The organism is Geomonas edaphica, from assembly GCF_004917075.1.
Lineage (GTDB): Bacteria > Desulfobacterota > Desulfuromonadia > Geobacterales > Geobacteraceae > Geomonas > Geomonas edaphica.
Genome location: NZ_SSYB01000004.1, coordinates 884,919 through 906,146 on the forward strand (window position 1 = coordinate 884,919; position 21,228 = coordinate 906,146).

Here is a 21,228-nt window from a genome sequence, read left to right on the forward strand (position 1 = left end):
GGCTGCTGCAAAAATGATCAGTTGGTCAGACGGAGTTTACATTAGCTACTCTTTTTAATTTTTGAAACTACACAGGAGGGCGCGTGCGCGTCGGGCAGAAAATGAAAAAGGGGGGCGCGGGTGATCCGCGCCCCCCTTTGTGTGTGACGGGGATCGGGCTAGTTGGTGAACATGAGCTTCCGCTCCAGGTCCATGGAGTGGGAGAGGCGCTTTGCCTCCTCCATAGTGATCTGTTCCTGCTCGTGGAGCTGTATCAGGTGCTGGTCGAGGGTCTGCATCTGGTACTGGCTGCGGCCGTTCTCCATGTGCGCCTCGATTTCGTCGAGCCTTCCCTCGCGGATGCAGCTCTGGATGGTCGTGGTGGCGCGCATGATCTCGAGGACGGGGATGATGTTCTCGCCGGTCTTGTTCATCACGAGGCGGATGGAGACGGTTGCCACAAGGATGTCCGCCAGGCGCTGGCGCACGATCTCCTGTGCGTCAGGGGGGAAGTGTCCCACGATCCTGTTGATGGTCGAGACGGCACCCTGGGTATGCAGCGTGGAAAGGACCAGGTGGCCCGTCTCGGCGGCCATGAGGCATGACTCGATGGTGTCGGTGTCGCGCATCTCGCCCACCATGATCAGGTCCGGGTCCATGCGCAACGCGGCCCTTAGCGCCGAGCTGAAGCTGTCGGTGTCGATGCCGACCTCGCGCTGGATGATGCAGCTCTTCTCGGAGTGGAAGAGGAACTCGATGGGATCCTCGATGGTGATGCAGTTGTAGCTGAAGTTCTCGTTGATGTAGCGCAGCATGGAGGCGAGCGTGGTCGACTTGCCGTTGCCGGTGGGGCCGGTGACCAGAATGAGGCCGTTGGGGGCCTTCGCGATCTCGCCCAGTACCGGGGGGAGGCGCAACTCTTCGAAGGTCCCTATGTGGGCCGGGATTACCCTCATGATGATGCCGAAATGACCGCGCTGCCGGAAGATGCTGACGCGAAAGCGCGCCCCGCTCGGCAGTGAGAAGGATGTGTCGAACTCCTTCTGGTCGGGTTCCCAGCGGCGGCCGTGGTGCGTCATGATCTGCGCGGCGATGAACTCGGTGTCCTCAGCGGTGAGGTTCGGGAGCTTGGAGCGGATGATCTGCCCCTTGCCGCGGAAGAATGGAGGGTTGTCGACCTCGAAATGCACGTCGGAAACCTTCTTGCTGAAGGCTATTTCAAGAATCTGGACGAAGATCTTGGCATCCATGGTTGCCCCTTTCGTGCTCTCGGCCCGCCCGCCCTATTTCTGGGCGCAGCGCTTGCGGTACAGGATGTTGTCTATAACGAGCCCCGCGTGCTGCGCGAGGATCTCTAGAAGCGGCAGTTGCGGGTCGGTTCCGGCGCCGGCGCCGAAGTCGGCGTAGATGATGGCGATGACGCGTCCGAAGCTTTTCACCGGGAGGAGCAGTGCCTTGCCGCTAATCGGAGCCCCGACGGCACCGTAGATGGTGTCGCGCAGCGACTGGTCCGCGTCGCCGTAGCAGAGTTCGCCGCCTAACGCCTTTTGGTACAGCGACTCCTCGGGCGCGTTCAGGCGCAGCTTGACCGAGGTGACGGCGCCGTCCGCGCCGATTCCCATGGCGCGCTCGGCGATGAGTTCTGAGCGGACCACGACCAGGGTGACGCCGCGGCGAAAGACGCCGCAAACGGCCTGCAACAGCGCGAAGGTGACCTCGGCGGCCTCGCGCTGCTCGGCAAGAGCCGCGAACTGCGCACGAAACTGCGCGGGGAGCTGCGAGGTGGGGGCGCCTGTCTGTCGCTTAAGGCATGCTGCAAGCGCCTGGCACCCGGCGATCAGGTCGGCGATGAAGCTCTCGCCGCGATAATCGCGGCAGGCGCGGGGCAGCACCGCCGTTACGCCGTACTCCTGCGCCGAGGCGGCGAGCTGGAAGTCGTCTGGAGCGGCGAAGAGCACGATGGGGAGGGCCGGGTGGCGCTCGCGGATCTGCTGCAGCAGCGCCGCAACGTCGCGGCCATTTCTGCCGCGGTCCTCCCCCGCATCCAGCAGAAGCAGCGGCGACTTCTCGCGGGAGCGGGTCTGTTCGATAAAGGGAGCAAGCTGGAGGGGATCGTCGGTGGCGCAGACAAAGCGCGGGCCGCAAACCGCCGAGATGCACTCACGTATCAGCCTGGAGGAGGTGACGAGGATCACCCCGAGCGTCGCTTCCGCTTCGGCGGCACGCGCGGAAGCCCCTTCGAGGTAGTCGAAAAGCTCCTGCTGCTCGTGTGCCGGAATCCCGGAGAGCTCCTTCTGCAGCCTGCCGGCGATGGTGTCGGGGGGCTCCTCCTTGATGGCGGAGAAGAACCTCGGGATGCGGCTTTCCAGCTCGTCGAGCTCTTCGAGCCCGAGGTCGGCGGCAGATATGCCGGAGCCGGACTGAGACTCGGCGACCGGTGGCGCGCCGAAGATGGACTCCGGGGTCAGCGTGCCGTCGCGCTTACGCTCGTCGTAGATGCGCAGGGCGTCCATCAGGATGCTCTGCGTGTTCATATGGATCTGCGTGTTCGCCTTTTCCGGGAAGTAGCGATAGTCGTCGGAAACGACGATCTCGTTGACGTCGAGGCAGAAAGTCCCCTTGGTCCAGGTGAGGACATCGACGATGGTCATCTCGATGAGTGCCTCGAGCCCCTGGTACGCGGCCTGGGTCTCGACGATTCCCTCCTCGATGAGCATCTGGATGATCGGCTTACGCTCCGAACCGGCCCTTTGCTGCTCCTTGAGGGCCTGCTCCAGCGCCTCGCGGCTCAGAAGCCCCATGTCGATCATGACCTGGCCGATGCGGATGCTGTTGTTGACGTGGTTGGCGCTGACGATGAAACCGTCCCGGAAGACAAGCTGGCTCTCCCCCTTGCTGCTTTTGAGCGTGAGGGTGCCGGTCTTGCCGGTTTGGTGCAGCAGCTGGATGACATCCACTAGGGGAAGGTGTTCCAAATCGCCTTCGAAGGACATGGCGGTACCCTTGTTAGCCTGGCGGCGGGTGAGCTGGAGCGGGTTTAGCGGGGAGATTCTAGCATGGGGTCGGGGCTAAGTAAACGGGAATTGCTGGGGATTTCTTAAAAACGGAGGAGGGGTGATCAGGCGGCTTCGAGCTCGCCGGTGTGGCTTAACCAGGCAAGGCCCAGGGCGAGGAGCCCGGCTACGCCACCCATGGTGAGGTTGCGGCTCGCGTAGTGAGCGTTGCGCTCGGCAAGGAAGGCAAGGAAATCATCCCTTTGCGCGATCATGCGCTCCAGGTGTCGGCCGTCTTCCCGGATCGTCTTCAGTCCGCTGCGGCCGCAGCGGCGCAGCGCGGTGCTGTCCTCGACGGTTTGCATGAGCCTGCCGAGCATGGCGAAAATGGCGCTACCGCGGTTGCCGCCGCTTGCCATCTCGCGCCGGAAAACGGGGAGCGCCTCTTCGAAGAGGCTCGGCAGCCCGGCCAGCGCCTCTTCCCTCAGGCCGCCTCCCTGGAAGCGGTTTCTGACCCGGTGCGCCGCACCGGGCTCCCCTTGGTCGAAGAAAAGGGCGGCGAGCCGGGTGATCGAAGCGCGCAGCGCGCCTTCGTCGCGCCCGTTGCTGCAGGCGCTGGCGCAGAGCATGAGCCCGGCCAGGAAGATGTACCCCTTGTGGCAGCTGGTGCCGATAGCACGCTGCACCGCGCTTTCCGCGGCAACCCCGAGACGCACCTGTTCGTTCAGCTCCTCGCCGCGCGCGACGGCGTCGCAGAGGTCGAGCAGGTACAGGGAGACGATCTTTAGGGACGCCTCCATGCGCTCGACCGAGAGCTCGGGATGCGAGCCGCTGTCGCAGAGATCCACCAGCCCCGGTTTCGGGGTGAGGTAGAGCTCCATGAAGGCGCCGCGCACCAGATTATTGGTCAGTCTTGTCAGGTGTGCCGTCATCGCTTCGGGAATGTCTCCGCACTTAGTCATATGCACCTGGAAATCATAGCATCGTTTGGCGCAAGAACGTAATGTGTATACATTATGCGGTAATAAGGCGCCCTCCCCGAACGGCTGCTGCCGCGTGGGGAAGGCCTCCCCGCCCCACATTAACCTTGAATTACTGAGCCCATCTGGGATAATCTTCACTCCTGGCGCCCCCAGTGGGGCGCGGCACACCAGATGCACCCGCAGGTTCCCGACCGGCTCCACCTAGCCGCAGGCAAAGGAGCTTCTCCCCCTCGCCCGCAACCGGCCTTCCGGGTATACCCCAGCGTACGCATCAATCCCGATCGGAGATCCTCGCGACATGGAAACCTACAAGGCGCAGCCGCGCCAGCAGCGCAGGTTGAAGAAGTCTTCCCCACTGAAGTCTTCCCCCCTGAAGTACCTCCTCTGGGGCGCCGCCGGCGGCTCCACCATCATGCTCCTCGCCCTGCTCGGCTATTTCTTCTACCTTCTCGGCGCACTGCCGAAGGTCGACCGCCTGGCCGACTACCGTCCGCCCATCCTTTCCCAGGTCTTCGGCCAGGACGGCACCCTGGTTGGCGAATTCTACCTTGAGCGGCGCACCGTGGTGCCGGTCGACAAGATGCCCAAACGCCTGATCCAGGCCTTCGTGGCGGCGGAAGACTCCAACTTCTACCAGCACAAGGGGATCGACTACATCGGCGTCATGCGGGCGGCCTTCAAAAACGTGATCTCCATGCGCAAGAAGGAGGGGGCTTCGACCATCACGCAACAGGTCGCAAAGTCGATGCTCCTCACCCCGGAGAAGAAGTTCTCCAGGAAGCTGAAGGAGGCGATCCTCGCGAAGAGGATGGAGGAGCGTCTCACGAAGGACGAGATCCTTTACATCTATCTGAACCAGATCTACCTCGGTGCCGGCGCCTACGGGGTGCAGCTCGCCGCGGAAACCTACTTCGGCAAAGAGGTGGACAAGCTGAACCTGGCCGAGATGGCCATGTTGGCTGGGCTCCCGAAGGCGCCGAACAGCTACTCCCCCATCAAGCACCTGGAGCGCGCCAAGGAGCGCCAGGGGTACGTCCTGGAGCGGATGGTGAAGGAGGGTTACATAACGCAGGCCGAGGCGGATTACGCTAAGACCACCCCGATCGTGATCCAGCCGCTCAAGAAGGTGAACGCGGAACAATCGGCCTACTTCTTGGAACAGGTGCGTCAGCAGCTCGTGGAGAAGTACGGCGAGGAGCGGCTCTACAAAGACGGGCTGAAGATCTACACCACCATGAACGCCGAGATGCAGAAGGGGGCTTACGACGCGGTGGTGAACGGCCTCAAGGCCGTGGACAAGCGCCAGGGCTTCCGCGGGGCGGCGAAGTACCTGACCGAAGCCGAGGTCGATCCCTTCTGCAAGAAGGTTGAGGACGACATCGACGATCTCTCGCTCAAGCAGGGCTCGGTCTACCAGGGTGTGGTTACCGGGGTGAACCCGGCTAAACAGGAGCTGACGGTAAGGGTGGGCGAGCGGACCGGCACCGTACCCAGGAAAGGGATGGACTGGGCCGGGCGTCTCGAGCTCGTGAACAGCTACGGCAAGCCGGCCACCAAACGCGCCATCGGCCTCGGCGCCGTGCTGGAGCTGCAGGTCAAGGAGCCGGACAAGAACCGCACCGGAGCCGTCTTCGCCCTGGATCAGGTGCCGGAGGCGCAGGCCGCGCTCATCGCCATCGATCCCACCTCCGGCGGCGTCCGCGCCATGGTCGGCGGGTACGACTTCAAGAAGAGCCAGTTCAACCGCGCCATGCAGGCGAAGAGAAACCCCGGTTCCGCCTTCAAGCCGGTCATCTACGCGGCGGCCCTCGAGCACGGCATGACCACGGCGAGCATCATCGACGACTCCCAGGTCGAGTACGAAAGCGGCGGCGACAAGGCGTGGAAGCCGAAGAACTACGACAACGTCTACCGCGGGCCGGTGACCATGCGCGAGGCGCTCACTAACTCGATCAACGTAGTGAGCGTCAAGATCCTGGAGCAGATCGGCGTCGGCTCCGCTATCGACTACGCCAAGAAACTCGGCATCACCTCGCCGCTTGCGGCGAACCTCACCCTTGCGCTTGGTTCCTCGAGCGTTACACCCATCGAGCTCACCAGCGCCTACGCCGTATTCGCCTCGGGTGGCTACCGCACCGCCCCGTATTTCGTAACCAAGGTGCTCGACCGCGACGGCAACGTCCTGGAGGAGATCCAGGAGCCGAAGGTCCCGGTGTTCACCCGGATGTCGAGCGCCGCGCCGGAGGCCGCAGGGGAGGGGGACAGCGCAGGGGACGGGGAGGACGGAAAGCCGATCGAACTGAAGCAGAACAAACCGGTTCCGGTTATGTCGGAGGCGACCGGCGGTGCCGTGCCTGCCATCCCGCCTGAGACTGCTTTCATTATGACCAACTTGATGCAGAGCGTCGTCTCCAGCGGCACCGGCAGCAGGGCCCGCGCTCTCGGGAGGCCGGTGGCCGGCAAGACCGGTACCACCAACGACATGAAAGACGCCTGGTTCGTCGGATACGTGCCTCAACTGGTGGCCGGCGTGTGGGTTGGCTACGACCAGGAGAGAAGCCTGGGCTCCGGCGGCTCGGGCGGGCAGGCTGCGGCGCCGATTTGGACCGAGTTCATGCAACGCGCCCTCGCCGGGATGCCGGTGCGGTCCTTCCCCACCCCGGGGAACGTCACCTTCGCCCTTATCGACCCGCGTAGCGGTAAACTCGCGCGCGAAGGGACCCCCGGTGCCGTGCAGGAGTGCTTCGTTTCCGGGACCGAGCCTACAAGCTACGCCGCCGAGCCCGCCGAAGTGGCGGCTCCGGTCCAGTAAGCAACCGTAATCAAAGGCTTTTTGCGGTTTGCGCGGCGCTGTTTCATCCGGCGAAACCGGTCGCTGTAAACCCTTGCCAGGAGCGGCTTCGCGCCTTAAAAAGGGGCTAAAGCCGCGCCAGTTGCGGGAAAAATCACGGGGGAATCAAGAAAACCCTTGCAAATTACCGATATATGATTATAGTGGCGTTAATTTAATCCAGCCAAGGAGGGTCTCACATGACTAAAGCAGAACTGGTCGAAGCAGTGGCGAAATCCGCAAACATCCCCAAGGCCGCAGCCGAGAAGGCCGTCGGTGCATTCATCTCCACCGTGAGCGGCGCACTGAAGAAGGGCGACAGGGTAACTCTGGTAGGCTTCGGCAGCTTTGAAGTGGCTAGCCGCCAGGCGCGTACCGGCAGGAACCCGCAGACCGGCAAGGAGATCAAGATCGCCGAAGCCAAGGTCCCCAAGTTCCGCCCGGGCAAGGCACTGAAAGACGCTATCGCAGCCAAGAAGAAGTAATCCCGGACCAGCCAGCGACGTGCCCCTCCACGACTGTTGTACCGTCCCGGCACGCACCGAAAACCCCGCCCTCACCGGCGGGGTTTTTTTATAAACGTATACGTTTCAATAAAAACTTGCCTTTTATCCCCTTCCTGTAGTAAAGCTTTCTGACTGACTGACATCAGTTCCAACGGGGGACCTCCCCCTCCCATCGATCCAACCCCTCGCATTCAGGTATATCCCCACGAGAAATGCGGCAGCAACCATGGTTGGCGACGATGTAAGGTTTGCCGGTCATATTGCGTGTTGCCGATCCATCTTTTTAGCTGAGCCTGCGACAATCACTGTCGCGGTGGGTTTGGCACGCCCCACATCAAACCGCCCTCCGGCGAAGAAGCCGCGTCCGTCCCACGGGGATGTCCGGGACGCAGCACGGCCGCTTTTTGCCTCGAGGGAACGTAAAGGAAACACATGTCTTTTGAAGCACTGAAACTCTCCGCACCTCTTGTCAAAGCAATCAACGCCTGCGGCTACACCGAGCCCACCCCGATCCAGGCCGAATCGATTCCGCTCGCGCTTTCCGGACGCGACCTGATCGGCAGCGCCCAGACCGGTACCGGCAAGACCGCCTCCTTCGTTCTCCCCGCGCTGGAGCGCCTGCTCATCCCGTCGCCGGTGCGCGGCAAGGGGCCGCGCGTCCTCGTGCTGACGCCGACCCGCGAGCTCGCTATCCAGGTGGTTGACGCGATCAGGACGTACGGCAAGTTCATGCGCGTGCGCTGCGGCTCGATCCTTGGCGGTATGCCCTACCGCGACCAGATGATGCTTTTGTCCAGCCCGGTCGACATCATCGTCGCCACCCCCGGGCGCCTGATCGATCACCTCGACCGCCGCACCATCAACTTCTCCCGTCTCGAGATGCTGGTCCTGGACGAAGCGGACCGTATGCTCGATATGGGCTTCTCCGAGGACGTGGACCGCATCGCCGCCGCGGCTCCGACCGAGCGCCAGACGCTTCTCTTCACCGCCACCATGGACGACGCCATGGCGAAGCTCGCCCAGCGTCTTTTGAAGGATCCGGTCCGCGTCGCGGTTGACGTTACGCAGGTCACGAACCTCCAGATCGAGCAGCGCCTGCACGTAACCGATGACATGCGCCACAAAAACCGCCTGCTGCAGCACCTCGTCTCCGACGCGAGCGTCACCAAGGCGATCATCTTCTCCGCGACCAAGAAGGACGCCGACCAGTTGGCCTTCGAACTCTACTCCCAGGGACACGCCGCGGCTGCGCTGCACGGCGACATGTCGCAGGGAGCGCGCAACAAGACCATCACCAACATGCGCCGCGGCAAGGTGCGTCTTCTGGTCGCCACCGACGTCGCCGCCCGCGGTCTCGACGTCTCCGGGATCAGCCACGTCATCAACTACGACCTGCCGAAGTTCGCCGAGGACTACGTGCACAGGATCGGCAGGACTGGCCGCGCCGGTGCCACCGGGATCGCCATCTCCTTCTGCTCCATGAACGAAGTGGCCTACCTGGACCGCATCGAGCGCCTGACCGGCAAGCCGCTGCCGCAGCACGTCATCGAAGGGTTCGAGCCGACCCGCCCCCTGAGAAGGAACAACGGCGGTCCCGGTGCCAGAAAAGGGCGTCCCGGCTTCGACCCCAGGAAAAAGCCGTTCGGCGCCAAGGGGCGTCCCGGCCAGAACGAGCGCGCAGGTCACGGCGGACGTCCCGGCCAGGGTGGGCGTCCCGCCCCGGCAGGGCGCTCCGGAAGGCGCGACGCGCAGGTGGTGGTCGAGTATCGCCGCGGCCGTGACGGCGCCGGAAACTAGCCTTTTCCTTGCTTTAAGCTTTTGATTTTGGTACAGTTCGCATCTGTGTATACGGCCCCCCGGCGCATCGCCGCGGGGCCGCTTGTCAACTGAGCGAGGGCCGGCATCCGGCCGTTATGAAAGATAAGACAGGGGGTAGCGGTATGTCTGCAGCAGTCGAGTTAGGGAAGGGTCTCCACTGGATCGGGGTCAAGGACCCGAGCCTCGCCGTCTTCGACGATCTCTTTCCCACCGAACACGGTACCACGTACAACTCCTACCTCGTGCAGGGGGAGAGTCACATAGCCATCATCGACACCGTCAAGGCCAAGCGCTTCGACGAGTACCTCGAGAAGATCCGTTCCCTGGTCGATCCCGCGAGCGTGGACTACATCGTGGTGAACCATTCGGAACCGGACCACTCCGGCTCCCTTTCCAAGCTGCTGCAGCACTGCCCGAAGGCGACCGTGGTATCCAGCCAGGCGGCACGCACCTTCCTCGGGAACCAGATCCACACTCCCTTCGAGTCGAAGATCGTGAAGGATAACGATCAGATCGACCTCGGCGGGCGCACGCTTCGCTTCATCTCCGCGCCGTTTCTGCACTGGCCTGACACCATGTTCACCCTTCTCGAGGAGGACCGCGCCCTTTTCTCCTGCGACGCCTTCGGCTCCCACTACTCCCCCGAGGCCCTCTTCGCGGACGAGTGCCCCGATTTCTCCGGCGAGACCCGCTTCTACTTCGACTGCATCATGCGTCCTTTCAAGGAGCGCATCCTCCAGGCGGTGGCGAAACTCGACGGCGTCGAGCTGAACATGCTCTGCCCGAGCCATGGTCCCGTCTACCGCGCCGACGCGAGAAAAGCGATCGACATGTACCGCAAGTGGTCCGAGCCCAAAGCGGCCGGCCGCCGCATCGCGGTGTTCTACATCTCCCCGCACGGCAACACGGAGCAGATGGCCGAGGCGGTGGCGAAGGGGGCAGGCGAGGTCGGGGTGCACGTTACCCTGTGCCACATCAACCACGCCTCCGTGGCCGACATCCGCGACCTGATGGAAGAGTGCGACGCGCTCATCTTCGGCACCCCGACCATCAACCGTGACGTCCCGAAGCCGATGTGGGACGTGCTCGCCTACCTCTCGACGGTGAGCCTCAAAGGAAACGTCGGCGGCATCTTCGGCAGCTACGGCTGGTCGGGCGAGGCGTGCCGGATGGCGGAGGAGCGGCTGAAGAGCATGAACTTCAAGCTCCCGCACCCCTTCGTACGCTCCCCCTTCATGCCCAAGCCCGAGGTGATCGCCGAGTGCGAGGCCCTCGGACGTGCGGTGGCTGAAGAGGTACTGAAAAAGTAATCCGCTCCGCTTCACGCTCCCCCTTCCTTCCTCTTACGACCTCCTTCCCCCACCGGGGGGAGGTCGTTAACCCTTAGCGCAGCAGACATCTCTACTCCATGCAGACAGCCCGCCAGCACATCGTAGAGGTCGCCATCCCCCTCCCCTTGGAGGGAAGCTTCCACTACCTCGTGCCCGAACGCCTCTCGTCCGTGGCCGTTGCCGGCAAGCGTGTCCTCGTCCCCTTCGGCCGTCGCAAGGTCACCGGATACCTCCTGGGCGACGACGATCATCCAGGAGTGGGGGAGCTCAAGGAGGTCCTCGACGTCCTCGACGAGGAGCCGCTCTTCACCCCCTCAGAACTCGACTTCTACCGTTTCATCGCCGGATATTACCTGCACCCGCTCGGCGAAGTGATCAAGATGGCGCTTCCCGCCGGGATCAACGTGGTGAGCCGCTACCGCTGTGAGGAGTCCGAGGACGGCACACCGGTCCTCAAGGAGTACCTCGCCGGGGGGAAAAGCGTGCGCACCGAGCGGATCTACACCGCCGACCCGGAGTGTGCGGCCCGTCCGCGCGGCAAGGGGCTGGAGATCCTGGAGTACCTCCTCGATGCGGGGCCATGCTCCGGCCCCGAGCTCAGGGAACGCTTCGGGGGGTGCACGGCACAGCTTGCGCGCCTGGTGGAGCTCGGCGCGGCAAGGCTCTCACAGCGCGAGGTGTACCGGGACCCGTTCAAGGCGCAGAGTTTCGGGCACGATGCGCCACTGCCCCTGAACCAGGCCCAGGGCGAGGCGCTCGCCCGGCTCACCGCCGCACTAAGTGCGGGGACCTTCGCACCGTTTCTGCTGCACGGGGTCACCGGGAGCGGCAAGACCGAGGTTTACCTGCAGACCATCGCGATCGCCTTGGCCGCCGGGAAGACGGCCCTCGTCCTCGTCCCCGAGATCGCCCTCACCCCGCAGCTGGTCGGTCGGTTCAAGCGCCGCTTCGATTGCGGCATCGCGGTGCTGCACTCCGGACTTTCCGACGGGGAGCGCTACGACGAGTGGCGACGCATCCGGCGCGGGGAGGCCTCCATCGTCATCGGTGCCCGTTCCGCACTCTTCGCCCCCTTGCAGGGGGTAGGGGTAATCGTGGTCGACGAGGAGCACGAAGGTAGCTACAAGCAGTCCGAAGGGGTGCGTTACAACGCCCGCGACCTGTCCCTCGTGCGCGGCAAGCAAGCCGGCGCCGTCGTGATCCTCGGTTCTGCGACCCCGCTCGTCACGAGCTACCACGCCGCGATGCACGGCCGGCTTGGCTACCTGCACCTCCCGGACCGGGTGCGCGAGCTCCCGATGCCGGAGACGACCATGCTGGACGCCCGCAACCAGAAGGGAGAGACCTTCCTCCCCGAACTCGTCGAGGCGATGGGGGAGAACCTGGACGCCGGGGGGCAGACCCTGCTCTTTTTGAACCGGCGCGGCTTCGCCACCTACCTCGTCTGCGAGACCTGCGGCCACGTGCTGCGCTGCCCCAACTGCGCCGTCACCCTTACCTTCCACCGCATCAAGGGAAAGCACGTCTGCCACTACTGCGACTTCACCATGCTCCCCCCCGCCAGCTGCCCTGACTGCAAGAGCGGTGCGATCACCCTGCTCGGGCGCGGTACTGAGCGGGTCGAGGACCAGGTCCAGAAGCTCTTCCCGGACGCCCGGGTCTCGCGTATGGACCGGGACTCGACAAAGGGGAAGGGGGGGCATGCGCGCGTTCTGAAGGAGCTGGAGAATGGGACGGTGGACATCCTTATCGGGACCCAGATGATCGCTAAGGGGCACGACTTCCCCGGTGTCACCCTGGTCGGGGTGCTCTCCGCCGATGCCTCGCTGAACCTCCCGGACTTCAGGAGCGCCGAGCGCACCTTCCAGTTGGTGACCCAGGTGATGGGTCGGGCCGGGCGCGGCGACAAACCGGGACGTGTCTTCGTGCAGACGCTCGCCCCCGGGCACTACGCCCTCACCCACGCGGTCGCCCACGACTACGAGGCGTTTTACCGCGAGGAGATCGCCTTCCGCGAGGAGGTGGGATATCCTCCCTTCGCGCACCTGGCCGCGCTTACCTTCTCAGCGGTGGCGGCGCGCCAGGGGGAGATTGCTGCGGACGAGGCGGCCGCTCTTTTGCGCAAGATCAAGCGGGAGACGCGCCTTAGGGTCGAGGTGCTAGGTCCGGTGACCGCTCCGCTTGGGAAGGTGCGTGGCCGGTTCCGCTGGCAGATCCTTCTGAAAGGGGTGGAACGTGCCGATCTGCACCGGCTCCTCTTCCATTTCCGCGGCGGCTTCAGCCACCCCTCAACAGTACGCCTCACCATCGACGTCGATCCTGTGGACATGCTGTAGGCGCTGCTTCCCTCGACGAAACCGTCTGACCAGTCGGACCGGTCAGACAAGCCAGACAACTCAGACGGCTAAAAACAAAAAGGGGCCTCCCGAATGGGAGGCCCCTTTTTTACTGCAGGTTCAGCAACCGCTTAGTGGTGCGGGTGCATGAAGGCGTAGATCATCAGCAGCAGCAAGGTGATGCCGGTGAACAGCGCGGTGAAGCCGAAGGCCTTCAGGCAGAAGTCGTAGAAGATGCCGGAAGACTTCTTGGCAGCGAACTGCTCGGTGATCCCGTCCTTCTCGTAGCGAGCCCACTGATCGCCACGCTCTTCGACGAACTCGTGCTTGGACATCTGGCCGTTGAAGATGACGAAGTCCATCGGGAACTTCTCCGGACGTCCGTGGGTGTTGAAGAAGTGGACCGAGAAGATGAAACCGGTCGCAAGGAGCGCCTCGTCCGAGTGGATGATGGTCGCCACGTTGAACGCCCAACCCGGCAGGAACATGCCGAAGAACTCGGGGAACCAGAGCATCAGGCCGGAACCGCCGATGGCGAACATACCCCAGAAGACCGCGATGAAGTCGAATTTCTCCCAGTAGGTCCACCTTTCAAAGGTCGGCTTCGGACCCTTGAAGAAGAACCAGCGGACCATGCCGATCACGTCGCTGATGTCGCGCAGGTTCGGGCAGAGGGAGTCCGGTCCGAAGAGCCTCTGGATCGGGTTGCCCTTGATGTCCTTCCTGACGAAGAGGAAGTGGATGCTCATAAAGAGCGCCATCGCGAAGTAGACGAAGGTGATGCCGGCGCAGACCCTGTGGAAGAAGCCTGCATTGGGCGCCCCACCGTAGAGATCCATGAGGAACTTAGCCCATACCTGGTCGCTAAACTTGAGCGGCAGACCGGTGAGGGAAAGGCCGAGGAAGCTGATGATGACCAGGAGGTGCATGAACACGTGGACCCTTCTGAAGCGGCGGTACTGCTTGTGCCCTTCGGGGACGTGGTGCATGATGATGCCTTCTTCGAGCGCTGCCGCCTTCTCACGGTTCTCCACGAAGCCGCGGATCATCCAGAGCAGGGTGTGGATCCAGAAGACGGTGAAGGTGCCGACCAGCAGGCCGGTCATCGCGATGAAGGTGTAGAACAGGATGGGGTACTTCTCGCGGTCGTTGTGCTCGCCGTGTGCGTAGAACTTGGTGAAGAGCATGCTCCCCTTAGCGTGGCACTTGCTGCAGGTGCCGACCAGGTTAGCCGGGTTGACCGAGGACTTGGGATCCTTGGAGGGGAGGATGGCGTGCGCAGTGTGGCAGTCAGCGCAGCCGGCAACCTTCTCCGGATAGCCCAGGCGGTAGTTCTTGCCGTGGTAGCTCTCCATGTAGCTCTTCACGGCTACTTCGGAGATGTGGTTACGCTCGACGAGTTTCTCGTCGGCGTGGCAGCGGAGGCAGACCTTGGTGTGGAACTCGCGGTTCTCTTTCGAGTTCGGGTCACCAAGCGCTTTGATCTCGTGCAGGTTGTGGCAGTCGTTGCAAGCTGCCGAATCCTGGTTCCCGGCGAGGACACCCTTGCCGTGTACGGACTGGCTGAAGCCGCGCTCGTCTTTGTGGCACTGGGTGCACTTGACGATGACCCTACGCTTGTCCTTGTTCCAGTAGGTGTGGCTGTGCATGTCGGTGTGGCACTGCGCGCACCCGACGCCCTTCTCGCTGTGGATACTCCTTGCGTGTTCGGCCGCTTCCTTCTTGTGGCAGCGCACGCACTGGACCTTACCAACCTTGATCTCGCCCTTCATGTGCTTTGCGAGTTCAACGATCTCGATGTGGCAGCTGGTGCAGCCGTTTTTGCCGTGCACCGAGTTGGCCATCTGCTCGGCAGAAATCTTGTTGCCGTGGCAGCCAAGGCAGGTTGCCGGGTCGATGGCCAGGCCCTGTGCTGCGAAACCGGGCCGGGCTAGTGCGAGGAGCAGTAGCAGCGGGATGAGGCGTGTGAAGACTTGAACCATTGTGATCTCCTGTATTTAGGATCGTTTTAGAACGCTTTAATCTGGGTCGGCGCTCGCAACGGCGGCTACTTTAATACGCGCGGCTTAAGAAATCAACTGAAAAAGCGTCAATTAATAAGCAGGATACAACTTCATGTTCAATGTTTTTCACGCTGTTTATGTGACAATCTCACTTCTTTATTGAGATGTGCGCAAGCTAAGATTGTGTTTACAAGTATACGGATTCTTTGTAGTGGCAGCTGTACGTGGTGGGGATATATGACAGAACGATGATTAATTGCACACCATTGGAGAGGGCCCCGGCGGGGGGGCTGTATTGTTTCGTTTTAATGCGTCCGGGGCTGGGCAGGGGGGAGGAGGCAGGGATGAGGAAGAAGACTAAAATGGTCCCATTAATCTGCAGGCGAGGACGCGAGCTGCACGATCCCTTCCCCGATGGCGAATTCCAGGAATTCCCGGGCCTCTTCTTCAGAGAGTCGTACCTTTCGGCAAAGCTGCCGTGCGCTCATTTTCCCGTCCAGTGCCTGCAAAAGCTCGAAATAGGCGGGGGACAGCGATTCCGTGCACACCTCGCCGTGCGCGGGATAGATGACGGCGCAGGAACCGGTGGCCTGGAAGCAGGACGCAAAATCGGCGAGATCGGGCTCGCCGGCTTCCAGTATTTCGAGCACCTCGTAGTTGAAGCGCGCGAGCGTGGAGCTGGCGGAGAGCTGCAGCGGCTCTTGCAACAGGTCCAGCTTGCGCAGCCGTTTCGGGGAGAGGGGTGTTGGCGGCGCCGCCATGAGCGCCGACGCGTAATGATGGTGGTAGTCGACCAGGTCGAGGGCGAGCGGTAAAAGCTTCACCTTCCTGCGCTCCTGGAAGATCCGCTCCAGGAAAGTGCGCTGCATCCCCCAGATCGCGTCTTCTGGGACCTCGGCTTCTGGAGTCTCCCCCATGAAAGCGGCGAAGTGGGCCAGGAAGGCGCTCGGGCTGAGCCGCAGGGCGGCGACTACCGAGTTGAACCAAGCCACGGCCTTTCCCCTGCTGTAGAAGAGGTCGCAGGCGGCGGCAAGCCTGCCGGCATCCACGAGTTCTTGCGGCGTGAAACCTTGGGTGGCAAGGACGGTGTAGGGGGGCGTGTCCAGATGCTTCAGGGCGAGCGACGCTGCCTTTCCGTAAAGCCGCGTACCGGGAAGTACGGCGAGCGGGAAGATGTCGAGGTGGTTCGGGTACAGCGACAGGGCGAAGTCGAGTGAAGAACGGAAAAGCTCCGGCGTGTCTCCCGGCAGTCCGAAGATGAGGTCGAAGCCGAAGATGGCGCCGCTTTGGTTCAAGAGAAAGACGCGGTTCACGAAATCGTCGCGGTCGAAACCGCGTCCCACTCCGCGCAGCACGGCGGCGTCGGCGCTTTGCAGCCCTATCTGCAGCGAGCAGGTGATGGAGGCGAAGAGCCCGGCCATCTCCGCGTCGATGAACTCGCTTCTCACCTCGAAGTGGAAGTGGATGTCCGGCGCCACCTTCCTGATGAGGCGCAGGATCTCCTTCGCGCGCTTGGGCACCTTGTTGAAGGTGGAGTCGAGCACGAAGACCTGGGGGACCTTGAGACGGGCGAAAAGGCGCAGCTCCGCCTCGATCCTCTCCATGGAAAAGCGGCGTACCCCGCCTCCCCCCTTGTGATCGAAGCAAAAGGAGCAGGCGAAGTCGCAGCCGCGCGAGAGCTGCCAGAGCGCGCCGCCGACGGCGGAAGGATCGAGCCTTCCCGAGAGGTAAGGGGAAGGGATCGTCTCCAGGTCGGGGGGAGAGGGAAGGGGAGCGGAGGATGCGCCCGGCAGAAGCACGCCCGGGATGCCGTCCGGTTGCGCACCCTCCAGGAGACGGCGTACCGCCTGCGGCAGGGCGGTTTCACCCTCGCCGCGGACCACGAAGTCGAAGGCACCGTCGAGAAGGCCGTCGGGGTTCGCGGTAGGCTCGGCGCCCCCGGCGCAAAAGAGGGCGGCAGGGAGCAGGGGACGCAGGGCCACGGCCATGGCGAGGGCGCACTCACGGCTCCAGACATAGATCGAGAAGGCGACGAGGTCGGGTGCGCGGGAGGCGACGGTCCTGGCACACGCGGCGGGATCGTCGTCGGTGAAGAACTCGAGGATCTCGGTGTCGACGCGCCCGGCGAGGGTGGCGTCGGACAAAAGCGCCTCCCGGAGAAAGGCACAGGCAAGCGGCACCGCTTGCGGCGATGGGTATGGGTGAATGGCGATAAGGGCTATTTTCATGGATTCTTCGGGCGGGCCTTCAGGGAGGGTTTGCCACCCTCGATCACGACGACGAACTCGACGTCGCGGCAGCGGTACTTCTCCATAAGCGCGGGTTTTTGCCGGTTGATCGCCTCGGCGAGCTTCTCGCGGGTCACGCTTTCGACCGGGAGGTTGCAGGCGCGGCGGGCGTTCACGTACTGCTGGTAGATGTTCTCGATCTGTGCATCCTGTGGGGGAGCGGCGGTGGCGATCTTCTTCTCGGTCTTCTCCGCACGTTCAGCCTGGTGCAGCGACATGCGGAAGCGGTCGCGCTGGAACTTCCCCTCCTCGATGAGGCGGTTGGTGCGGGCCCATTTCTGCTTGTGCACGCTAAGCGTGGAGACGAGTGATTCGTACTTGAACCTGTGGCTGGTGTTCGGGATGCTCACGTTCTGGTAGCGTCTTACGGCGCGCTCAACCGCGTCGAGCAGGCGCAGCGGCTCCCGCTTCTCGATGCCGAAAAAGTACTGCTCGTACTTGATAATCAGCTCGCGCAGGTCAAGCTCAAGCTTGGCTATGTCCTCGGCGACTCCCATGAAACCTCCACCGCAGGACTATAGCCGTAAGTGACGGATTAGTAAACGATAAAAGGATGCAGGGCGCCGAAAACCGCAGGCGAAACAGCTTGACCTGGTGAGTCATTGTTGTTAAAAAAGAACAATTTGCTCGGCCGCAAGGGGGAAACCATGAACAAGACATCAGCAATAGTGCTCGCAGCCGGTATGGGAACCAGGATGAAATCGGATCTGGTCAAGGTGATGCATCCGGTCGCCGGCCCGCCCATGATTGAGTGGCCGGTAGCCGCAGCCTTCGCCTCCGGCGTCGAGCGCTGCGTCCTCGTGGTGGGGCACCAGCAGGAGAAGGTACGCAACTGCTTCGCCGGGCGGACCGAGGTGAGCTTCGCGGTCCAGGCCGAGCAACTAGGCACCGGGCATGCGGTCGCCTGCGCCATGCCGGAAATAGATTCGGATGCCGACACCGTCCTCATCCTCTGCGGCGACACGCCGCTTTTGACTGAGCAGAGCCTGCGTGCCATGCTGAAGGCGCATGCGGAGAGCGGGGCCTGCGTGACCGTCATGACCGCGACGGTAGAGAACCCGTTCGGCTACGGCCGCATCGTGAAGGACGAGGCGGGGAACGTAGTGGCCATCACCGAAGAGAAGGACGCAAGTGAAGCCGAGCGCCTGATCCGCGAGGTGAACGCGGGGGTGTATTGCGTGGACCGCGTCTTCCTCACCGGGGCGGTGGCGAAACTGGACAATAACAACGCTCAGAAGGAATACTACCTGACCGACGTGGTGCGGCAGGCGCGGGCGAAGGGGCTTTCCTGCCGCAGCTACCAGGTGGGCGACTCCCGTGAGATCTCCGGGGTGAACGACCGGGTACAGATGGCCGAGGCTTCCCGGGTGCTGCGCCGGCGCATCAACGAAGAGCTGATGCGCGCAGGGGTCACCATGATCGACCCGGAGGCGGTCTACATCGAGCGCGGCGTGCAGATCGGGCGCGACAGCGTGATCCATCCCGGCGCCGTGATCCGCGGCAACACCGTGATCGGCGAGCGTTGCCGTATCGAACAGAACACCCTCATCATCGACTGCCGCATCGCCGATGACGTGGCGGTGAAAGCGGGGAGCGTGCTCGAGGAGTCCGTCGTCGGTCCCGATGCCGCCATTGGCCCCATGGCGCACCTGCGCCCCGGCACCGAGCTCTCGGCCCACGTTAAAATCGGCAACTTCGTGGAGACCAAGAAGGCCTTCATGGGCGAGGGATCCAAGGCCTCCCACCTCACCTACCTGGGCGACGCCACCATCGGCCGCGACGTGAACATCGGCTGCGGCACCATCACCTGCAACTACGACGGGGTGAAAAAGCACAAGACCGTGATCGAGGACGGCGTCTTCGTGGGGAGCGACGTGCAGCTGGTCGCCCCGGTCACGGTGGGGAAAAACTCCCTGATCGCCGCGGGAACCACGGTGACGAAGGACGTCCCGGCCGACTCGCTTGCCATCGCCCGCTCGCCCCAGGTGAACAAAGAGGGGTGGACCCTCAGGAAAAAATAACTGTTGCTGCTTCCGACGAGATGTTATCCTGTAACGTCTTGGGAACTTCCCTTTATTAATTAAGAAATCGACGAAACGGAGTCATACATGTGCGGAATCGTTGGATTCACCGGCCACCAGGAGGCCACCTCCATCATCATTGAAGGGCTGAGAAAGCTCGAGTACCGTGGCTACGACTCGGCCGGTATCTGCACCATCAACGATGGGAAGGCGAGCATCCGGCGCAGCGAAGGCAAGCTCTCCAACCTGGAGAAGCTCCTCGCGGCGAACCCGGTCGTCGGCACCGTCGGCATCGGGCACACCCGCTGGGCCACCCACGGTCGTCCTTCCGAGATCAACGCCCATCCGCACCAGGCCGGACCCATCGTCGTGGTGCACAACGGCATCATCGAGAACTACCTGCAACTGCGCGAGGAGTTGAAGGCGCAGGGGCACGTTTTCAAGAGCGAGACCGACACCGAGGTCATCGCGCACCTGATCGATCAATACATGAAGGGGACGGGTAACTTCGAGAGCGCGGTGCGCCAGGCCCTCGCCGTCCTGCGCGGCGCCTACGCCATCTGCATCGTGAGCGAGAGCGAGCCCGACAAGCTGATCGCGGCGAAGCACGGCGCGCCGATGGTGGTGGGACTTGGCGAAGGGGAGTTCTACGTCGCCTCCGATATCCCGGCGATCCTCTCCCACACCCGCTCCATGATCTTCATGGAGGATGGCGAGATGGCGGTCTTCAAGGGGGGACGCGCCCAGTTCAGCAACGTGCAGGGGGATTTGCTGGAGAAGAAACCGCGCCACATCGACTGGTCGCCGCACATGGCGGAGAAGGGGGGCTACAAGCACTTCATGCTCAAGGAGATCTTCGAGCAGCCCCGCGCCGTGCGCGACACCATCGCTGGCAGGCTTCGCGAAGAACAGGGTGACGTCTACCTCGAGGATCTTGCCCTCACCGAGGAAAAGCTGAAAGATATCAGCCGCATCTGCATCGTCGCCTGCGGCACTTCCTGGCACGCGGCGCTGGTCGGCAAGTTCCTCCTCGAGGAGTACTGCCGCATACCGGTCGAGGTGGATATCGCCTCCGAGTTCCGTTACAGAAACCCGGTGGTGGACGACAACACCCTGGTGATGCTGATCTCCCAGTCCGGCGAGACCGCCGACACCCTGGCCGCCATGCGCGAATCCAAACGTCGCGGCGGTGCCTGCGTCGCCATCTGCAACGTGGTCGATTCCTCCATCGCCCGCGAGGCCGACGGCGTAATCTACACCCACGCCGGACCCGAGATCGGCGTCGCCTCCACCAAGGCCTTCGTCACCCAGCTCATTGCCCTCTACCTCTTCACCATCCGTCTTGGACGCGCCCGCGGCGCGATGGACGTGGAAAAGGGGAGAAAGCTCATCTCCGCGATCGTGCGCGTCCCCGCCCTCATGGAAGAGGCGCTCAAGCTGAACGAGCAGGTGGAAAAAGTGGCGCGGAACTACCTCTCCGCCCGCGACTTCCTGTACTTAGGGCGCGGCATGAACTACCCGATAGCCCTGGAAGGGGCCTTAAAGCTGAAGGAGATTTCCTACATCCACGCCGAAGGGTACGCGGCCGGCGAAATGAAGCATGGCCCCATCGCCCTCATCGACGAGCACATGCCGGTCGTCGTGCTGGTCCCCAAGGGGGCGACCTACGAGAAGGTCTTCTCCAACATGGAGGAGGTCATCGCCCGCGGCGGCCGCGTCATCGCCGTCTGCTCCAAGGGGGACGCCGAGGTGGCCGACAAGGTCGAGGTCGCCCTCGAGGTTCCGGAGGACGGCGATGAGGTGATGCCGATCATCATCTCGATCCCGATGCAACTGCTCGCCTATCACGTTGCCGTGCTGAAGGGAACCGACGTCGATCAGCCGAGGAACCTGGCGAAGAGCGTCACGGTGGAATAGGTTTTACCGCAGTGAAAATTTTAAAGGGGAGACAGCACAAGCTGTCTCCCCTTTTTAGTTGGCCACATGTGGACTCCAGATTTTGTCTTTGGGTGTGACACTTTGAACCTTTCACCGAACGCGCTCTGCTTTGCATGTTATTCTCTTAGCTGTCGGACCTCCTGACAGGCAGAATGAGATTATCCAACATCAAAGATAGACCGACACAGACGCGAGGTGACCA

General features: G+C 62.9%; 13 protein-coding genes. 7 read left to right on the forward strand and 6 right to left on the reverse strand.

Translation table 11 applies throughout. The features are described from left to right. Positions 1-158: 158 nt before the first annotated feature. From E8K79_RS14785 to E8K79_RS14795, 3 genes are all read right to left on the reverse strand, one after another. Entirely contained in the window at positions 159-1,229 is a 1,071-nt protein-coding gene (locus tag E8K79_RS14785) for a type IV pilus twitching motility protein PilT (RefSeq protein WP_135868814.1), read from the reverse strand. Between the two features lie 33 nt (positions 1,230-1,262). Continuing rightward, the gene (locus tag E8K79_RS14790; RefSeq protein ID WP_136515369.1) at positions 1,263-2,972 is read right to left on the reverse strand and encodes a response regulator; all 1,710 of its coding nucleotides are present in this window, start codon (positions 2,970-2,972) and stop codon (positions 1,263-1,265) included. 125 nt (positions 2,973-3,097) lie between these two features. Beyond that, a complete protein-coding gene (locus tag E8K79_RS14795; RefSeq protein ID WP_246043831.1) occupies positions 3,098-3,934 on the reverse strand; it encodes a triphosphoribosyl-dephospho-CoA synthase in 837 nt (278 codons plus the stop codon). A 319-nt stretch (positions 3,935-4,253) separates the two neighbouring features. Between E8K79_RS14795 and E8K79_RS14800 the strand changes: the two genes are divergently transcribed. The 5 genes from E8K79_RS14800 to priA all read left to right on the forward strand — a co-directional run bounded on the left by E8K79_RS14800 (position 4,254) and on the right by priA (position 12,776). Then, positions 4,254-6,767 carry a penicillin-binding protein 1A gene (locus E8K79_RS14800; protein ID WP_136515370.1) on the forward strand — a complete coding sequence of 838 codons (2,514 nt, stop codon included), beginning with the start codon at positions 4,254-4,256 and terminating at the stop codon, positions 6,765-6,767. 218 nt (positions 6,768-6,985) lie between these two features. Beyond that, positions 6,986-7,270: an HU family DNA-binding protein gene (locus E8K79_RS14805; RefSeq protein ID WP_015718556.1), complete on the forward strand. Its 285-nt coding sequence runs from the start codon at positions 6,986-6,988 to the stop codon at positions 7,268-7,270. A 453-nt stretch (positions 7,271-7,723) separates the two neighbouring features. Then, entirely contained in the window at positions 7,724-9,088 is a 1,365-nt protein-coding gene (locus E8K79_RS14810; protein ID WP_136515371.1) for a DEAD/DEAH box helicase, read from the forward strand. Between the two features lie 143 nt (positions 9,089-9,231). Then, complete coding sequence (locus E8K79_RS14815; protein ID WP_136515372.1) at positions 9,232-10,419, forward strand: FprA family A-type flavoprotein; 1,188 nt, start codon at positions 9,232-9,234, stop codon at positions 10,417-10,419. 98 nt (positions 10,420-10,517) lie between these two features. Next, positions 10,518-12,776: a replication restart helicase PriA gene (priA, locus tag E8K79_RS14820; protein ID WP_136515373.1), complete on the forward strand. Its 2,259-nt coding sequence runs from the start codon at positions 10,518-10,520 to the stop codon at positions 12,774-12,776. 131 nt (positions 12,777-12,907) lie between these two features. Here priA and E8K79_RS14825 read toward each other — a convergent pair whose 3' ends face one another. From E8K79_RS14825 to E8K79_RS14835, 3 genes are all read right to left on the reverse strand, one after another. Continuing rightward, positions 12,908-14,758: a cytochrome c3 family protein gene (locus E8K79_RS14825; RefSeq protein ID WP_136515374.1), complete on the reverse strand. Its 1,851-nt coding sequence runs from the start codon at positions 14,756-14,758 to the stop codon at positions 12,908-12,910. A gap of 392 nt (positions 14,759-15,150) precedes the next feature. Next, positions 15,151-17,007 (reverse strand): B12-binding domain-containing radical SAM protein, encoded by a 1,857-nt coding sequence (locus E8K79_RS14830; RefSeq protein WP_136515375.1) that lies wholly within the window; start codon positions 17,005-17,007, stop codon positions 15,151-15,153. Further along, positions 17,004-17,564, reverse strand: coding sequence for an MXAN_5187 C-terminal domain-containing protein (locus tag E8K79_RS14835; protein ID WP_136515376.1), 561 nt, complete (start codon positions 17,562-17,564; stop codon positions 17,004-17,006). The genes E8K79_RS14830 and E8K79_RS14835 overlap by 4 nt, the downstream gene beginning before the upstream one ends. A gap of 150 nt (positions 17,565-17,714) precedes the next feature. On the opposite strand from E8K79_RS14835, the gene glmU reads away from it, so the two are divergent. After that, positions 17,715-19,088, forward strand: coding sequence for a bifunctional UDP-N-acetylglucosamine diphosphorylase/glucosamine-1-phosphate N-acetyltransferase GlmU (gene glmU / locus E8K79_RS14840; RefSeq protein ID WP_136515377.1), 1,374 nt, complete (start codon positions 17,715-17,717; stop codon positions 19,086-19,088). A gap of 87 nt (positions 19,089-19,175) precedes the next feature. After that, positions 19,176-21,005, forward strand: a complete 1,830-nt coding sequence (gene glmS, locus E8K79_RS14845; protein ID WP_136515378.1) for a glutamine--fructose-6-phosphate transaminase (isomerizing) — start codon at positions 19,176-19,178, stop codon at positions 21,003-21,005. The last annotated feature ends 223 nt before the right edge of the window (positions 21,006-21,228 follow it).